At 45.6% G+C, this 16,950-nt stretch carries 7 protein-coding genes; 2 read left to right on the top strand and 5 right to left on the bottom strand.

Annotated features, from left to right (window positions below; genetic code table 11):
• Nucleotides 1-192: 192 nt before the first annotated feature.
• The 5 genes from AB1757_22435 to AB1757_22415 all read right to left on the bottom strand — a co-directional run bounded on the left by AB1757_22435 (nucleotide 193) and on the right by AB1757_22415 (nucleotide 13,565).
• Nucleotides 193-3,231 (bottom strand): sigma 54-interacting transcriptional regulator, encoded by a 3,039-nt coding sequence (locus AB1757_22435; GenBank protein ID MEW6129815.1) that lies wholly within the window; start codon nucleotides 3,229-3,231, stop codon nucleotides 193-195.
• A 16-nt stretch (nucleotides 3,232-3,247) separates the two neighbouring features.
• Nucleotides 3,248-4,453, bottom strand: coding sequence for a choice-of-anchor tandem repeat NxxGxxAF-containing protein (locus tag AB1757_22430; protein ID MEW6129814.1), 1,206 nt, complete (start codon nucleotides 4,451-4,453; stop codon nucleotides 3,248-3,250).
• 488 nt (nucleotides 4,454-4,941) lie between these two features.
• Entirely contained in the window at nucleotides 4,942-8,613 is a 3,672-nt protein-coding gene (locus tag AB1757_22425) for an IPT/TIG domain-containing protein (GenBank protein MEW6129813.1), read from the bottom strand.
• 573 nt (nucleotides 8,614-9,186) lie between these two features.
• Nucleotides 9,187-12,210, bottom strand: coding sequence for a sigma 54-interacting transcriptional regulator (locus tag AB1757_22420; GenBank protein MEW6129812.1), 3,024 nt, complete (start codon nucleotides 12,208-12,210; stop codon nucleotides 9,187-9,189).
• 236 nt (nucleotides 12,211-12,446) lie between these two features.
• The gene (locus tag AB1757_22415; GenBank protein ID MEW6129811.1) at nucleotides 12,447-13,565 is read right to left on the bottom strand and encodes a rhomboid family intramembrane serine protease; all 1,119 of its coding nucleotides are present in this window, start codon (nucleotides 13,563-13,565) and stop codon (nucleotides 12,447-12,449) included.
• 329 nt (nucleotides 13,566-13,894) lie between these two features.
• Between AB1757_22415 and AB1757_22410 the strand changes: the two genes are divergently transcribed.
• Both AB1757_22410 and AB1757_22405 read left to right on the top strand, forming a co-directional pair.
• A complete protein-coding gene (locus AB1757_22410; GenBank protein MEW6129810.1) occupies nucleotides 13,895-15,565 on the top strand; it encodes a S41 family peptidase in 1,671 nt (556 codons plus the stop codon).
• 125 nt (nucleotides 15,566-15,690) lie between these two features.
• Nucleotides 15,691-16,932 carry an AI-2E family transporter gene (locus AB1757_22405; GenBank protein MEW6129809.1) on the top strand — a complete coding sequence of 414 codons (1,242 nt, stop codon included), beginning with the start codon at nucleotides 15,691-15,693 and terminating at the stop codon, nucleotides 16,930-16,932.
• Nucleotides 16,933-16,950: the final 18 nt, after the last annotated feature.

Raw genomic sequence — 16,950 nt, 5'->3', positions numbered from 1 at the left:
GCTCCACCCATCCCCCCCCCCAAGACCCGGTAAATCTCAGATAAATTAAATTATTTATTCAATTAAGGAAAACTGTGTAGCAGCTACACATCTGTGTAGCTGCTACACAGTTCCCTGAAGTCGTTCGGTTGAGGCGGAATCGATTCAATTCGACAATTTAATTCCTGATGTGATTAATCGGCGCGGTGCCGCTTACCGCTCCAAATTCAAGCGATTCATTTTTAAGTATAGTCCCATACGGGAAAGCCCCAATGCTTTGGCAGCTTGAGCGATGTTTCCCGATGACTGTTGCAATGCCAGCATTATCATTCGCCGTTCAAGCTCATCGGTTGCCTCTTGTAAAGTTGCTTTCAAGCCGTCAACTTCAATTGCAGCAAAAGGCTTTGAGGCTGCATTTTCCTTGGCTTGAATTTCCCGACCGGCTTTCACAATTTCAATTGAAAGCTTATCGGGCGACACGGCGGTTCCCGAATCGCTATAGGCAACGACTCTCCGCAATTCGTTGCACAACTGTCGCACATTGCCGGGCCAATCATAAACCAGCAGTAAATCAAGAGCCTCTTCCGTTAGTTCTATGCCGGTTTTTGCCGATTCTTGCTGATACACGGTTAAATAATGATTGACCAAAACCGGAATCTCTTCGCGACGTTCTCTGAGTGGCGGCGTGTGAATGCGAATTACATTAAGGCGATGAAAGAGGTCTTCACGAAATTTACCTTGCGCGACGGCATCTTCAAGATTGGAGTTAGTTGCTGCGACGATACGCACATCAACAATTTCGGGTTCGTTGTCGCCAAGCGATAAGATTTCGCCTTCCTGAAGGAAACGCAAAAGCTTGGGTTGCAAATCCAACGGTAAATCGCCGATTTCATCAAGAAAGAGCGTACCTCCGATTGCCGTTTTAATGATGCCGGGATTATTTGACATCGCACCGCTAAAAGCGCCCTTGCGATGTCCGAACAATTGACTTTCGAGCAACTCGCGCGGGGCAGCGGAACAATTAAACGGGAGAAATTTTTTGGCGCGACGTGATGAGGTCGCATGAAGGGCGCGGGCGATTAATTCTTTCCCGGTTCCTGATTCACCGGTGATTAACACCGTGACATTGGATGAGCGGATTTTTTGAATTTGTTCCAATACATCATTCATCGCGCGACTGGCACAGATAAATCCGGGGATTTGTAGTTGCGCAAGCATCTGTTCGGGATTGAACACGCGAGGTTTTTGATGATTGCTTTTAAACTGGTTCAGTTCGAGGCTATGTTCTGCGAGTTGCAATAATGGTTTGAGTGTAACCTTGACCGCTTTGAATCTTTCGGATTGCGGTTCAATAACCTGCAAGAGAAATTTGCATTGATGATGATCCGAAAATTCATAAACACAATGACGGGCGTATTCGGTTTGTGGAACCTGGTTGATGAATTCCTGTTCGGATATGCAAGCTGGTTCATCTAACCCAAGAGCGGTTGCAATCACATATTCTGTAGAAGTTTGATTGACATTTTCAACTGTAGGCTTCGTTTCAAAGATAACAATTGCTTGAGCAGCGGCAATCGCTTGTGTAATCGAAGCGATTTCATGGAGCAGAAGTTTGCGTGAGATCGAGGCACGCAGTATCCGTTGGGCGATAAATCCATCAATTGAAAGTGCCAAATCCGATGGTTGACGATAATCTTGTATTTGTGATGGCGAAACAGAAGTTTTTGCTTGCTTTTTTAGCGTGTTTAAAAAATCTATTGCCTCCTTCGCATTCAACTTCGCGCCGATCTCTTCAAATATGGACAATGCAGTTTCGACTTCTTTGATTGATTCATCGAAAGCCCGAAGTTCTTCTAAAATTGAGGCGAGGAGTATGCGGTTGACGGCGCGTTCATATTGATATTCGCGGATTTCAAAAAAAGATGTGCTTTGTTCGAGCCATTGGATGGCTGCAGCAAAATTATTTTGTGCGGCAGCGATTTTGGCATCCAATCGGCAGAGGAAACCAAATAATTCCAAATTCGGGTGCCGGTTGATTTGAGCATGCATTTCTTCAACAATTTTAATTGCTGCTTCGATATCGCCCTGTGAAAGCAGTGCCTCCGACAACCAAATTTGCGCATCCATCAAGTGTCGGGTTGCTTTTAATGACAAAGAAATATCAACCGCTTTTTGCAAATACTCAATGGCTTTAATGACATTTCCTTCAAGTAAATATTTGCGACCAATGGTAATATCCAAAACGATTTCTTCGGCTGAGGGTTTGGAGTTTTTTTGCTTGAAATGGCTGAAAATTTCTTTTGCTTCTTCAAGAATAGCGTCTGCTTCCTGGAGGTTTCCTTGCAATAAATTGATTTGTGCCAATGTATCGAGAAGCACTCCAAGATACATTAACCGCGACGAATTCCTTACGATTCGGATTGCCGAACGGCTGATTTTTTCTGCTCTATTCAAATCTCCGCTAAGCATCAGGAGGTATGCTTGTGTGTTGTAAGAGACAGCAATGTCCGGTTCATTCTGAGTCTTGTAAAAATATTCAATGCCTTTTTCAAGGTAGCTCAAAATTGGTTGGTTTACCGGATCAACATAATATCTTGCAATAGCAGCCGTATGATAGGTAGTGCCAAGTAAGTATGCATCCGTTTTATCTCCTATCATTACGAGCATTTGATTGGCGTAATGCCAAGAAGATTTAAAATCCCCCTCATGAAAGTGGATACGACTGAGTTGAAAATAACATAAGGCGATTTCACGCCACCCGCCAAGTCGCCGATAGTGCTCTAATGCGGCATCGCAATAATCGCGGGCGATTCGGTGCTCGGAAATATTAATATAAGAAAGCGATAAGCCCTGATGGCAATCGCCGATTTCTTTATCATTGCCAACATGATAAGCAAGGCTCAGCGCTTGATTCAATAACCCAATGCCTCGTGGCGAATCATTGTTGTAACTGTAAGCTCTGCCTAATTGGGTTTTTAAAATGATTCGGAGAGGCTGAGAAAACTGCGCCAGTTTTTCAGGAGAAGCGTATTTTTCAAGGGTTGATAGCTGCTCGCGGTGTAACCCGCGTATCTCATAGGTTTCAGCTAACTGGCAGCGAATCCGCGCTTCTTCTTCGGCGGCGGGACGCATTCGCAGAGCGCTTTGAAAATGAGCAATCGCTTCATCGTAACGACTATCTTCTTTAGCTGCCGTGCCTGCTGCGGTTGCCTCAGCCGAGGTTCGGTGGTTCGTCAGTTTGTGCTTTGCCATATGTGGTGAGGAGTCTTTATTGTCTCGTAAAATTTCTTACTTCACTGAATCGATTTGTCAGGGCATTGTAAACCTTAATCTGCACGGTTTGTCCGACAGGAAGTAATTGTTCAAGCTGGGCATCGCGGCTGATGATTTGCGTTGTGGTGCCGCCCGCTTCTCTGGCAGTTTCCGGGTAGCTCATCACTTCAAGCCTCACGCCATTGATTTCAATCACCGAATCGTTGGTAATCATGCCGTTGCCGTTGACCCGTAATTCCAAGCGACCATTTTTGTTTTTGAGTTTGACTTTTTTGATGACCGGTTGCGCTGGCGTCGCTTTGTAAACGCCAAGCGGTTGGGTGTGATTTTTGCGACCATAGGCGAAAAACGCCACCTCCCCCAAATCATTCAAGGCGAAGGTATCAATTTCGCGAATGGTTTCGCCGGTGGGCACGGTGTCGCCAACTGCCACGACTTTGAGCATAGCGTTTGGTGAAGCCAGGAAAATCGCTGTGCCGGACCTGCCGTCAATGACTTTGGCTTTGAATGCCACGGCGCTGTTGGCATTGATGCGCGGTCTGAGCAACAGGAAATTTTCAATCAGGTCGGGGTCATCGAGGGTTGAGAATTTGCCGCCAATCGGGGTGGCATCGCCTTGCGCCATAATTTTGCTGATTTGATTGCCGGAACGCCTGAAGATGCCGCTATCGGCTTTGCCGTCGAGCAGCACTGCAAAAGCGACTTCCCCGTTATCATTCAAATCACTGGTGCCGATGGTGCGGTCTTTGACGCTCAAGCCGTCAACCAAGGGGTCAGCATCAAGGAAAATTTTTTTAATGCCGTCGTGAGTTTTAAGAAACCAGCCATAGCGTTCGCGCTCTAAAGAATCAAGAATGATTTTGCCTTGAAAGAGGACTTCGCTGTTGTTGTTGATGTAGGCTTGGACAGCAGGGAAGAAATTAAAATAGAACTTGCCGGGTAAAATATCTGTGACATCTTCGTTGACGGCGATGGGAATGAGTTGCCCGTTGGCATGAACAAAAATACCATCGCGGATTAAAGCTTGTCCGTCGTTTGTGCAAGCGCCGAAAGCGATTTCGCCTTTGTCGTTGATACTTGGTGCGCTAAAGCCGCAATTACCGAAGGTTGTACCAAGTGGTGTTGGATCACCTTCTCCAACGATTCTAGAAAGTTGGCCATCGGAATGGAAAAAGATGGTGGTAACGAATCGATTATTCATCAATGGGAAAGCCATAAAAACAGCTTGAGATTGGCTGTTAAGTTGTGTAGAGCCATATCCCAGCTTTCCCCAAGGGGTTTCAGTACAGGAATCGGATAATACAACATCCTTCTCAACAGTCACTAAAAATAGTGCACCAAAACATTTACCTTCTGTATCAGCAGAAATTGCAACACTACCTTGATTATTGAAGGCATGATGACCATTAATGCGCCCTTCACAATCATCACAAATGAAAAATCGTCCACCATCAGGGCTGGGTTCTCCACGTTTGACAATGGGAGATAGAGTAAATTGGGCAAATGATTTAATCGGAATCAAGAAAACCAGTTGCAGTAAAAATAGCATTTTTAATTTATCAATTTTTCTCTTATTCATTGCATCTCCTACAATTTCCCTACTCTATACCGATTCGCAATCAGAAAGGGTGGTTTTCTGCCTACTCAGAGGCAAAATTATTCTCTGAGTAGGCAGAAAACCTATCCACCTTAAAATCTGGTAAACCTCAATCTGACCGTTAGCCGTTTTGTAGTATCTGCGCTATTAAACAGTGTGAGGTCAAAATCCGCAGGAACCGCGAGGTTTCCAGGGCAGTTTCCGCGATTGAAATCTGCATTTACCGCAAAAACCCTTTGCCCAGGCAGAAAACTCGGCAATCGCGGGTCTGGTTGTAAAATCTCCTGTATATTCACCTGAACCGCTGTATGTGGTGGATTTGCAGCGATACAATTTGGGGTAAAAGTAAAATTATTATCCCGCGACAAGGCTTCACTGCACCCTCCAACAATAAAGACATATCCTAATCCGGGAATCTCATGGGAATTTACTTGCTGAGGGACAGCCGCAACATATTGAAACCCTGCCAATGCTGCGCTCCCATCATCCACATCGAATATGGTAATTGTAGACGTGCCCCTACAGTTAGGAGGAACGATGACCCGCAATTGATCAGGCGTTTGTCTGACGATTTCCAGCGCCTCAACAGCAGAAAATGTAACCCTTTTTACGAAATCAAGATTTGTTCCTGATATTCGCACCTGCGTTTGTCCAGTCGATGGCGCGACATTTGTATTTATTGACTGTATCGCAGGCGTTGGCCCCGGTTTCAGATTATACAGGGGGATATTGCTAATGGTTTTGTCAGCCTTTCTACCCCCCGGATTTAATACAGTAATTCTTTTACAAGGAGTTTGGCCTTCAACTGTACAAGATGAGATGTCTTTAGATGCTCTTAGCACCAAACCATCCAATCGTGTTGGTTGAGATGTATTAACCGTGAAATCTAATCCGCCAATATTGACACTTGGCTTCAATTGGTTAAATGTTTCAAAGCCATTCCCATCGATCAGAGTTGAGGTTATTGTCAGGATACCACCAAGCCTGTTGAATCCATCTGGACTTGTGGCAGTGGGTGGAGATGGTGGATTAAATGCATAGTAGGCTGCGCCTTTGGTTTTGTCTTTAGAGATTTTCGTTCCATTTTGAAGAATTATGATTTGAGCGTCCCCGATAAATGATGTGTTTGGTGGAGCAATTCCAGTTAAAATTTTAGAATCGGATACGCTTCTTGAGACAATAATATCTGGGGTATTCTTGTCTCCCTGCCTAAACACAACTACCAATGAACCCTCAGGGAAATCTTGATTGCCAGTTATGGTGAAATTGGTGTTGGCTTTTGGATTAAGCCTGCCGTTTCCAAGCGCGCTCGAAAAACTTGTTACCCCGACTTTACTGAGAGAAAAGTTGCCGGATTGCGTTCCTCCGCCAGATGCGCTGGCGTTTACGGTCACATTCAAGGCTTTGGTATCAGCCGGAGCTGTATATGAAGCGCGATAGACATTGCTATCCGATGACCCCAACGGTGTGATACTGCCCGGATCACCGATGCTCGCATTTACACTCCAATTCGGGGCATTCAAACTGCCGCCAGTCAATACGGCTACCTCCTTTGAATCGCTCGGCTGCACGTCCGCGCTATTCGGGAATAGCGCCATATCGGTTGCATTAAATGCAGGACCGCTTTCCAACGGAACTTCTAATGAAAGATTGTTATGTTTTCCAATCGCGGTAAATGTCGCCGTCACGCTTCCCGGCGCACCGTTATGAATTAACTCGACACACCCTCTTGCCGCTACCCCATCATCAACCAAATAGAAATAACTTTGCAAGTCAATTGTTGCTGTCCCGCCTGCCGGAACCGTTATCAAATCTGTATTCAACATCGGCAAAGTGGTATCAGCGAACTTCATCCCTGCACCGGCTTTGATGGCAGTCGCTCCGAAATTCGAGACCTGCAAGATTCCTGAAGTGCGTTCATCAAATCTGAAAAACGGTGCAACTAATCGACGACTATCGGATGCGTGTGGTTCGGTAAATTGTGCCGGAATCGCACAACTATTCGCAGCCGACATGGATACGGCGCTGGCAATAATGTCACTTGCGTTACCTTCATAGCTCACTTGTGCTGTAGCCATTGTGCCGGTGTTTGGTTGCAACAGTTGTCTTGAATCCAACTCAATCAACCGTTGCTGTCCGGGCGCAAGTGAGAGGGTTTGCGAAGGCAGCGTGACACCATTATCGGTTTGAAAATTTATGGTAACGCTTCGCGTATCGGCGCTTGAAGTGTTGCAAACCATCAAACACGATTGCAAATTCATTGCATAATCAAGTTTCAAGGTGCTGACGGTTTTAGTCGCGCTGGCGCACATCATCGGGTCAACAAAATTTGAATCGAATGCCAAACTGTTGGTTGAAGACATCATGACCGTGTGAGCGACAACTGATTGCGGCGGGGTATTCAAGGTAATCGAACCCCAATGCGTTCCTTGTAATTTATCGGCAAATTGTGCCAGGTCAATCAATGCACTTCCTTGCGGAGGGAGTGTGAAGTAAGGCAATGCGTAAGTTCCGTTCGGCGTTCCGGTTTCACCCGTACCGTAGTGCAGGGTTGCACTGACGCTGACCGGGGAATTCGTCACGTTTTGCAGGGAGAGGTTGGCGTTGGTCTGCTCGTCAATGTAATACAACGGCGCACATTGCATAGTGCTGTTGGGTGATTGTTGGGAATTCACATAAACGAACGGCACAGTGAAAGATTCATCTTCATTGTTGCGGTCAACGGCAACAATTGCTCGCACCGCATTGTCTTGGGAGCCATTGTGACGCAGTCGGATGCTTCCCATCAAAACATTCGGGTCTCCCGTTGTCGGCGGGGTTGTCGGGGTCAGGTAGTCTGCCAAATTGATCGCGCGAACTTGCCCGGATGGCACCGTAAATTGCGAAGGCGGACTGACCAATCCGGTGCCGAAGCGATTGCGAACGCCAAGTTCAACAATGACGCTATCAGGCGAAGTGTTGCATAAATGGATTACGGAATTAAACCCGCCGCCCAGCATATAAACCGGTGTATCGGCAAAGTGGGTGAAGGTTGTGTTGGTGCTGACGATGGTGAAATTCGCATCGCTTTCATCGCGGCTCACATTGCAAGCCGCATCATACGCCACAACCCGAACACGCACATTTTGATTGGTTGAAATCAAGGGGGCAATCCAATCATATTGGTTGACATCACTTGCCAAGTTCTGTGCAATTACTGCAAATGAGTTGCCGCCATCGGTTGATAACAAAACATCCTGTTTCGTCACCGCAATATTATCGGTAGCTTCCCAGGTAATCGTGAAATGTGAACCCGTATCAACCAGTTCACTGCCATTTGGCGCTGTGACATTTACCTGCGGCGGCGTCATATCACTGGCTCCCGGATCGGGGGTTGTGCTTCTGTCGGTAATGGTGAATGTTGTGCCAATTGGATATTGAATTGACGCAGTGCCGCTGTGCTGAATGGCATCAAGTGTTGCCTGTACCCGGCGATCAGTCGCATTGTGGGTTAAGGTATAAGTAGAACCTTTTGAACTGACGGTTCCAGTACCAATAAGCGTGAAGCCATTGCTACATCGGCTGAAAAGGTATTCACCCGTGGCGGCATTCCATCTCAACATATCGCCACTACTGTCGTCTTGCAGGAGCTTGTCAAAACTTGAGGAACTTTGAAATGGCGGAACCACAGTTGAAACCGGCGGCGCTGCCAAATTGGCTTTACTGGTGAAACTGGCTTTGCCGGAAAACGGTAGAATTAAACTTGTGGTTATAAAAACTGCCATAACCAGGATCATTGAAATTTGAGATTTTAGTTTTCGTCTCGTACCAAACATGGCTTTCTCCTGAAAGAAAATCGCATTGATTTTCGAGATAGAGATTTGATACAAATGCGCTTGACTGAAGCGCATTTGCTTTGGTTTCACAACGCGAATGGGTGCTCGGGCAAAGAGATTTCCCATTCGCGTTGCACATTTTTAGGCTGTGTTACGTCGTAAAATATTTTTCAATCAATAGTTCTTAACACCTGTAAAATGACACACCCATCCCGCTGCTCGAGGTTTTTGATTGCAACGCTTTGGATGAGGCTCTTTAAGCAAAGAATATGCCAAGCGTGAAGGGGGGTAGCGCGATTGGATTTACAAGGGTTCTCGCATTTGAAGTTCGCGGGGAACCGGAAAGAATCTGTCAAGTTAGTTGGCAGTCGGATTAATAAGCTATTGTAAATTAAATAATCTGGACAAATAGCCGAAAGTGTAAAGCCTTTACACATCTGTCTACTGACTTGACACCCGAACGCATTTTATTAGGAATTAAGGATTAATTTTCCTGTTATGCATACCGTTTGCCGGGAGTATTCATTTCGATTTCAGCCGGTCGAGTTTCAGGTAAAGACCTTTGCGGGAAAGACCGAGTTCTTTAGCGGCGTGTGCGATGTTGCCTTCACTGCGTCTGAGCGCCTCTTGAATCATTCGTCGTTCTAATTCTTCAATGGCTGTCGCTAAGGTCGTGTTCGGGGTTAGCGGTTCAACATTGGCTGTGGAAGAAATGAGCGGTGATTGCTGGTCTTTCAGTTCGCGACTGGCGCTGACGATTTCCGGTGACAGAGAGTCGGCATAAATAATCGTGTTCGATTCTCCATATGCCACAATTCGGCGAATCTCATTACAGAGTTGGCGAACGTTGCCGGGCCAATCATACACCACCATCAAATCCACAGTCTCTTCGGCAAGTTGAATGTCACTCTTCGAGGACTGCTTTTGATATTCTTTCAAATAGTAGTTAATTAAGGCGGGAATCTCTTCACGCCTTTCTCTTAGCGGCGGCATTTGGATGCGAATAACGTTCAACCGATGAAAAAGGTCTTCACGAAATCTGCCCTGCGCCACTGACGCTTCGAGGTTGGCGTTGGTTGCCGCTACGACGCGAACATCGACGATTTCCGGTTCATTATCTCCGAGTGAGAGGATTTCACCTTCTTGAAGAAAGCGTAAAAGTTTGGGTTGCAGGTCAATGGGCAAATCGCCTACTTCATCAAGAAAGAGCGTGCCGTGGTCTGCATTACGGATGATGCCGCGATTTTCGGTTTGCGCGCCGCTAAAAGAGCCTTTGCGATGACCGAATAATTGACTTTCGATTAAATCGCGAGGCGCTGCCGAACAGTTAAAGGGAATGAATTTATTAGTTCTTCGAGACGAACTGGCATGAATGGCGCGGGCAATTAATTCTTTGCCGGTTCCCGACTCCCCGGTAATCAGCACCGTGACATTCGAGGAGCGGATTTTATGGATTTGCTCGATTACCCGGTTCATTGCTCGACTGGCGCAGATAAACCCGGGCAGTTCGATTTCTGCAAGGGCGCGCGAGGCATTAAATACCCGGGGTTTGCGGCGGTGGCTTTTTAAATAGTTGGTTTCCAGCCCTTGTTGAACAATCGAAACCAGTGGCGTCAGACTGATTCTCCCTTGAAGGAACCGTTCATTTTGAGGATTCACGATGTGCAAAAGAAAGTTGGAGTGCTGGTTATCGGAAAACCAGTAAATGAAATTTTTTTCAAAATCTTTTTCAGCGACTTTACTAATGAGTTCAACCTCTTTTTTTTGAGCGGTGTCATCCAAACCGTTGGCTGAGAGTATCCTGTAATTTCCCGGTTTATGTTTAACTTCGTCATGGTCGATTTCAGATTCAAAAATTACTACTGCCTTACTCTGAGTTAAGGATTTGATTACTGTGGTCAATTCGTGCAACAGTAACTCTCTTGATACGGCGGCCTGCACCAGGCGCTGAGCCACAAATCCGTCAAACGCCGATGCCAATTCAATTTGACCATAAGGTTTTGGCGGTTTAACCGGAGGCGCAACTTTCCGGTTTAATAACCTCTCATAAACCTGTTTGGAATTTTGCAAATCGATAACCGCGCCGATTTGCTCGAATACCGCTATGGCTTTTTGGATTTCGAGCAAGGCATTTACTACGTCACCTTGTTTATCCAGAATTTGCGCAAAAATGAGTTGATTAATTGCTCGTTGATATTTATTTTCCCGGATTTCAAAAAGCGAGCTGCTCTGTTCAAGCGATTGAAAGGCAGCGGCGAAATGGTTCTGTTCACTGGCAATTTGAGCATCCACCCTTGAGAGAAATCCCCACGCCACCATATCCGGGGAAACCTGTAAATCTTTGCGGACGACTTCCAGAGTCTCTTTGGCTTTATCGATTTTTCCCTGCCTGACCAATGCTTCAGCAAGCCAGATTTCGGTATCCGCCAGATACTGACGGTCACCTAAGCGGACGGCAATATCAACCGCCTTGGAGAGATTCTCTATGGCTTTTTCCAGATTTCCCTTGATCAAAAAACTTCTGCCAATCGTCGTATAGGTCTGAGGTTCGAGATAAATCTCTTTATTGAGCGATTTTTTATCAGCCTTAATTTTTTCAAAGGTTTGAATGGATTCTTCCAAAAGGGCATCGGCTTCAGTAATTTTTCCGAGAATCAGATAAATCTGCGCCAGCGTATCGAGGGCACCACCGAGCTGGGATAATCTGGCGGTCGGACGGATCAATTCGACGGCGGACGAAGCATATTCTTCGGCTCGTTTAATATCCCCGAGCCTTAATAATTTCATTGCCAGATTGTTATAGTTGATGCCTAACCAGAGGGTATTGCCTGAATCCCTAAAGTGGTCGATGCATTTATTCCAGGCTGCCAGAATCTCTGAATTGGAATGTCCCAGATGATCATAAAAAAGCGCCAGATCGTTATATGCCCGACCGAGTAAATTATCTTCTTTATGATCGCCGATAATGGCGATTGCCTGTAACACCGGATTCACGGCGTTTTGAAAATCACCTTCACGCGCATCAATATTGCCGACGTTTAAATAGCACTCGGCGATTTCCCGCCAATTGCCGGAACGCCGGTAATGTTCAAGCGCCGAGGTGTAATGGTCACGGGCGATGCGAATTTCCGAAACGAAACGGTATGAATTCCCTAACCCGAAAAAGCAATCTCCGATTCTCGCATCCTCTTCGTATTGGCGAGCAATCGGCAATGCCTGATTGAAATAGGCGATGGCGCGAGGAATGTCATACAGAACCGAATAGGTCCAACCCAGTCTGATCAGCACAAGCATCTGGGTGTGTTCACTCAGGCGAGCGAACTCGTTGGGGTTTTCATACTTGGCAAGAATTTCCTGTTGTTTGCGATGCCGTCCGAGTTTGTGCAGGGTTTCATTATAAAAGCTGCGGATTTGCGCATCTTCATCCAGGGATGATACGCCCACCCGTAACGCGCCTTGAAATAAATTGGCAGCCTCCTCGAATCGACTTTCTTCGAGCGCCCTTTTCCCCTTGGTAAAAATATTGTTGTTTCCCGGTGCTGTCATTTTTAACCTTGCCTATCAGGTTTCGTTATTCCAATTTGGTTACAAAACGATGTGATGCAAAATTATTTGGGTTGTTTCAGTAAACTATCGGAACCGTTTGATAAAAAATCCAAGTATTCCCACTGCCTGAATAATATAAAAATTTTAGAAGTAACTAAAAAAATTTTGGTAATTTTGGTTTTGATTGTATCGGCGAACGCTGCCGAACGCAATTGGCAAGGATGAATAAAAACGAATCAGGGTGTTTTAATTAACCCATAATCGTTCAAAACACTATCTACCCAATTATTAAATTCATTTATCGAATTCTTTAAATTGGCAAGTAACACACCGGCGGTTTCGGTTTTAGCGCCCTTTGGTTGATTTGGCGTTTCAAAATGTTGAACCAGTTTTTTTAATGAATCATTAATTTTCAATCTAATCTGATCGCTTTTCTCATCGATTGAAGGAATCGCTGCCATCTGTTCGCTCAACTTTTTTAATGTGCCGGTGTCGATGGTGGTGCCTTGGTTATTCATATTCCCGACCAATTTATTCATTTCGTTTTCGAGGTTAATGATTATTCTGTTCAAGGCAATAATATTTTCGCCGCCCTGTTTGATGCGGTTAGTTTCAGTCGAACTTTGCTGGTAAGCGGTCTGAACGTTGCCATAATTTTTGCCGACCAGAGCAAAGCTGATTACGATTAAAAGACCACAAATAACCGCTACGGTGTTCCAGAGTTTTACATTGGTCGAATTTTCGGGAGGCGTTCCTTTGAGTAAAAACCCTAAAACTGCGCCGGAAAGCAAGCCACCAATGTGACCCACATTATTGGCTCCGATGATAAACCCGAAAATAATTATGATAACTGCCCAGCGAATCATGCTGTTCATGATGGTTTTGCCAAATGTCCCGCCGGCGCGATACCCATATACCGCCATCAACCCGATTAACCCGCAAATTGCCCCAGATGCTCCTGCGCCACCGATATGGAAAACATAGGAAGCGACGAAGGCGAAAATCCCGGTCAGCAAATAAATGAAAATGAATTTGGCAGACCCGTATAGTTCCTCGACTAAAGGCCCAATTTGATACAGAGCATAACTGTTAAACAGAATGTGCCACACTCCGATATGTAAAAAATTAGGGGTAATAAATCGCCACCATTCCCCTTGATTGACCAGCGGGTTATAGAAGGAACCGAAATCCAGTAAAACCATAGTGAAAGGTCCCTTCATAAGAGCTTCCGCGCCGCGCCCGTTTTTTATTTCAACAGCGGTAATGCCGATAAATAATAATACATTTACCGTGAGGATGAGCATTGAAACAAATCCATTGCTATCGGTATTGGCAAAGGTGCGTCCCGCCGGCACTGAATCCAACCCGCAATGCGGACAAACCCTTTCCGATGGGTTAACAAAAGCCCGACAGGCTTGGCACATAACTAATTTTTTAGAGTTTCCAAACATGGCTTCGACTATTGCATCATACCGGACGACTGATAAAAATGTTAATCATTTGCCGGGATTAACGAAAGCCTTTTGTGGAATTATTTAATATTCTCAGGCTTCATTTTTGTCATGAGTTGTTTTCCGTTAAAAATTGCTTTAGTATTTTTACGCTAATTCTTTTTGGTAAAGCATTAGCTAGACCCAGTTGATACGAAGGCTTCGCTTTGGAGGTCGTAAATCAAAGGAACCGCATGAATAAAATCAACCGATACTTCGCCTTATTGATTGCGCTGCTATTACCGATGGTTTTTGTCGGCGCACATCCTTCTCAAAGACTGATTCAACAAGATAGTGATGATAATGCTTCGAGGAAAAAAATCGTTCAGGATTTTATCGGCGCATTAAGCGTCGTGATGGACAATTATGCCGGTCAAATGAACTCTGAAAGTTATGAAAAGGTGTATCAATCCTCAATACTTGGAATGTTACACACCCTTGACCCGCACTCTTCATACTTTACCGCCAAAGAGTGGGAAGCCTTTCAAAATGACCAGCGAAGTCGCTACTCCGGCATTGGCTCAACGATTGTTCAAAGAAACGGTAAAACCTACATTGTTTCGCCGTTTAATGGCACGCCAGCTTATAAAGCCGGATTGCGATATGGTGATCATATCGTTGAAATCAATGGTGAATCTACCGATGGTTGGTCATCAAACCAGGTTTCCAATAAATTAATCGGCCCGGAGGGCACCGGCGTAACCGTTAAGGTTTTACGCGCCGGAATTAGCGAACCGTTGAAATTTAGTATCGTCAGAAGTTCGGTTCCGCTTCCCTCGATTCCCAATTATTCGATCTTGCCAAGTGGTGTGGGTTACATAAACCTTTTCCGCGGATTTACCCAGACGACCTATGATGATGTTCAAAGGGCTTTAATCGACCTTAAACAGCAGGGAATGAATTCGCTGATTTTAGACCTGAGAGGCAATCGCGGCGGTTTGGTGGATCAGGCTTATCGGGTGACGAACCTCTTCCTTTATCAGGGACAGACCATCGTGTCGATGCGCGGAAGAAATCCCAATATTTTTCCGCCGAGGGAATTAAAAGCGAGAAACTCTACACCGGAAGATTATCCGCTGATTGTGTTAATTGACCGAGGCTCGGCCTCTGCGTCCGAGATTGTGGCGGGTGCGCTTCAAGACCACGACCGCGCGCGATTAATCGGCGAAAACAGTTTCGGCAAAGGTTTGGTGCAAAATATTTTCCCCTTACGCGATGGTTCGGGATTGACGCTCACAACCGGTCAATACTACACGCCAAGCGGACGACTCATTCAGCGCGAGTATTCCAATCGCTCGTTCTACGACTATATTTTCCACTCTGACCGCTCGGCGGCGACCAAAAAAGAGGAGAAGAAAACCGATTTAGGTCGCGTGGTTTACGGTGGCGGCGGCATTGACCCTGATGTTGAGGTGAAAACCCCAACCAAAGAGTTTGACCTGCGCAGAACCTGGTGGGAACCGACCTTCCAGTTTGCCAGACTGTTGATCACCGGACAGATTGCCGGGTTTCCTGAATTCAGAATTGATCGAACCGTCGATCACTCGCATCGCCTGACCGCCAATGAATATGTCGTTAATGATAAAGTGATTGCGGCATTTAAAAAGTACCTGGCGGATTACAAGCGCGAATATAAAGAAGCCAAAATTGATGAAACGCGGGTTGATAAAGATGTCGAGTGGATTAAACGACAAATTCGCTACGAAGTCGTAACCGCGGCGTATGGTCAGGAAGTGGCAGCGCAAATTCTCCTTGAAGGCGATTATCAGGTACAGCGCGCCTTGACTGAAATGCCAACCGCCAAGCAGATGGCAGAAGAATCAAAACGCGCGTCGCGAGCCGCCGGTTTGCGAAAGGACGATTAGTTTTAAAGATTAGTTCAAATCTCAAAAGCAGGGCATAAGCTGTTAAAGCTTATGCCTTTTTTCTATTCGGTGTATTGACGGACGGGTTTGCCGGTAAGACGCCCGGAAAAAACAGGGGGCACATCATGAAAAAAAGGGTAACTGACCGCTCGGAATTGATCAGGGTTTACACAACCGTTTGTGTGCGCGTCATTGCGATAATCCTTGGAATATTGCTTGCCGCCTGGTTGGTTTATAAACTCAGTGCCTTAATTTTACTGTTGATTATTTCCATATTTTTCTCTTATCTGCTCGCGCCGCTCGTGGGTCTATTTGAAAATGCCGTCTATTTCAGAGGCAAAGAATTAAAGTTATCCAAACCGACGGCAATCTGTGTGGTCTATATTCTGGTCGGCGGTATTTTGTTTGTTGTATTGGAAATCCTGATTCCCAAACTCTGGGATCAGGTTACTGATTTAGCGCAGAATTTACCGACCTATATCGCGTCCGCATCAAACAACATTAACAGCACCATAAAAAATGCCAATATGTGGGTTAAACATGCGAACCTCTCGCGCAGCGTCCAGGATTACTTATTGAAAGAGAGTACAGCAATCGCCGAAGCCCTGTTTCCGTGGCTGCAATCCCATGTCGTCGGACTTCTGGCATACCTGCAATATTTACCCTGGTTGATTCTGGTTCCGGTGATTTCCTTTTTTCTGTTGAAAGATGCCTCGCACGTCGGTGATGCAATCATCGACGCCATGCCTAACGACAAATTAAAAAAGCGAGTGCGGTGGATGTTACTGGATATGAGTAAAACCATCGCCGCTTATATTCGCGCACAAATTACTGCCTGTATCGTCATTGGTCTTTTGGTCAGCGTCGGTTTGTGGATAATCGGTGCGCCTTACCCGGTGGTTTTAGGTGTGATGTCGGGCTTTATGGAATTCGTTCCCTTAGCCGGACCCTTAATCGCTGCGGTGATTATTGTCAGTTTGTCGGCAATTTACTCAATTAAAACCGCATTTATTGCGGCGCTGTTTTTAATTATTCTGAGGCTCGCGCAGGATTATGTCATTTATCCGCGCATCATCGGTGAAGGCATTAAAATGCCGCCGTTCATCGTTATCCTTGCGATTCTTGCCGGTGCTGAAATCGCCGGTCTGATCGGCATCTTCTTTTCCATTCCGGTGGTCGGTTTAATCATCGTGTTTATTCACCACTATCGCGCCTATCGAGGGCTTGAAAAAATCAAAGCCGAACGCACCGAAATCGAATCTTCAAAGGTAGATTTTGAAACCAGTTCGATAAAAATTTCAAATGATTCAATCGAATTGGAAACGCAATCGGTTGAAATTGAATCTCAAAAAGAAATTTCAACCTGAGCGTTTTAAATTTGAATT

It is taken from the genome of Acidobacteriota bacterium, from assembly GCA_040754075.1.
In the GTDB taxonomy this organism is placed as follows: domain Bacteria; phylum Acidobacteriota; class Blastocatellia; order UBA7656; family UBA7656; genus JBFMDH01.
The sequence above is the reverse complement of the archived record's forward strand: the minus strand, read 5'-3'. Positions and strand labels throughout refer to the sequence as shown.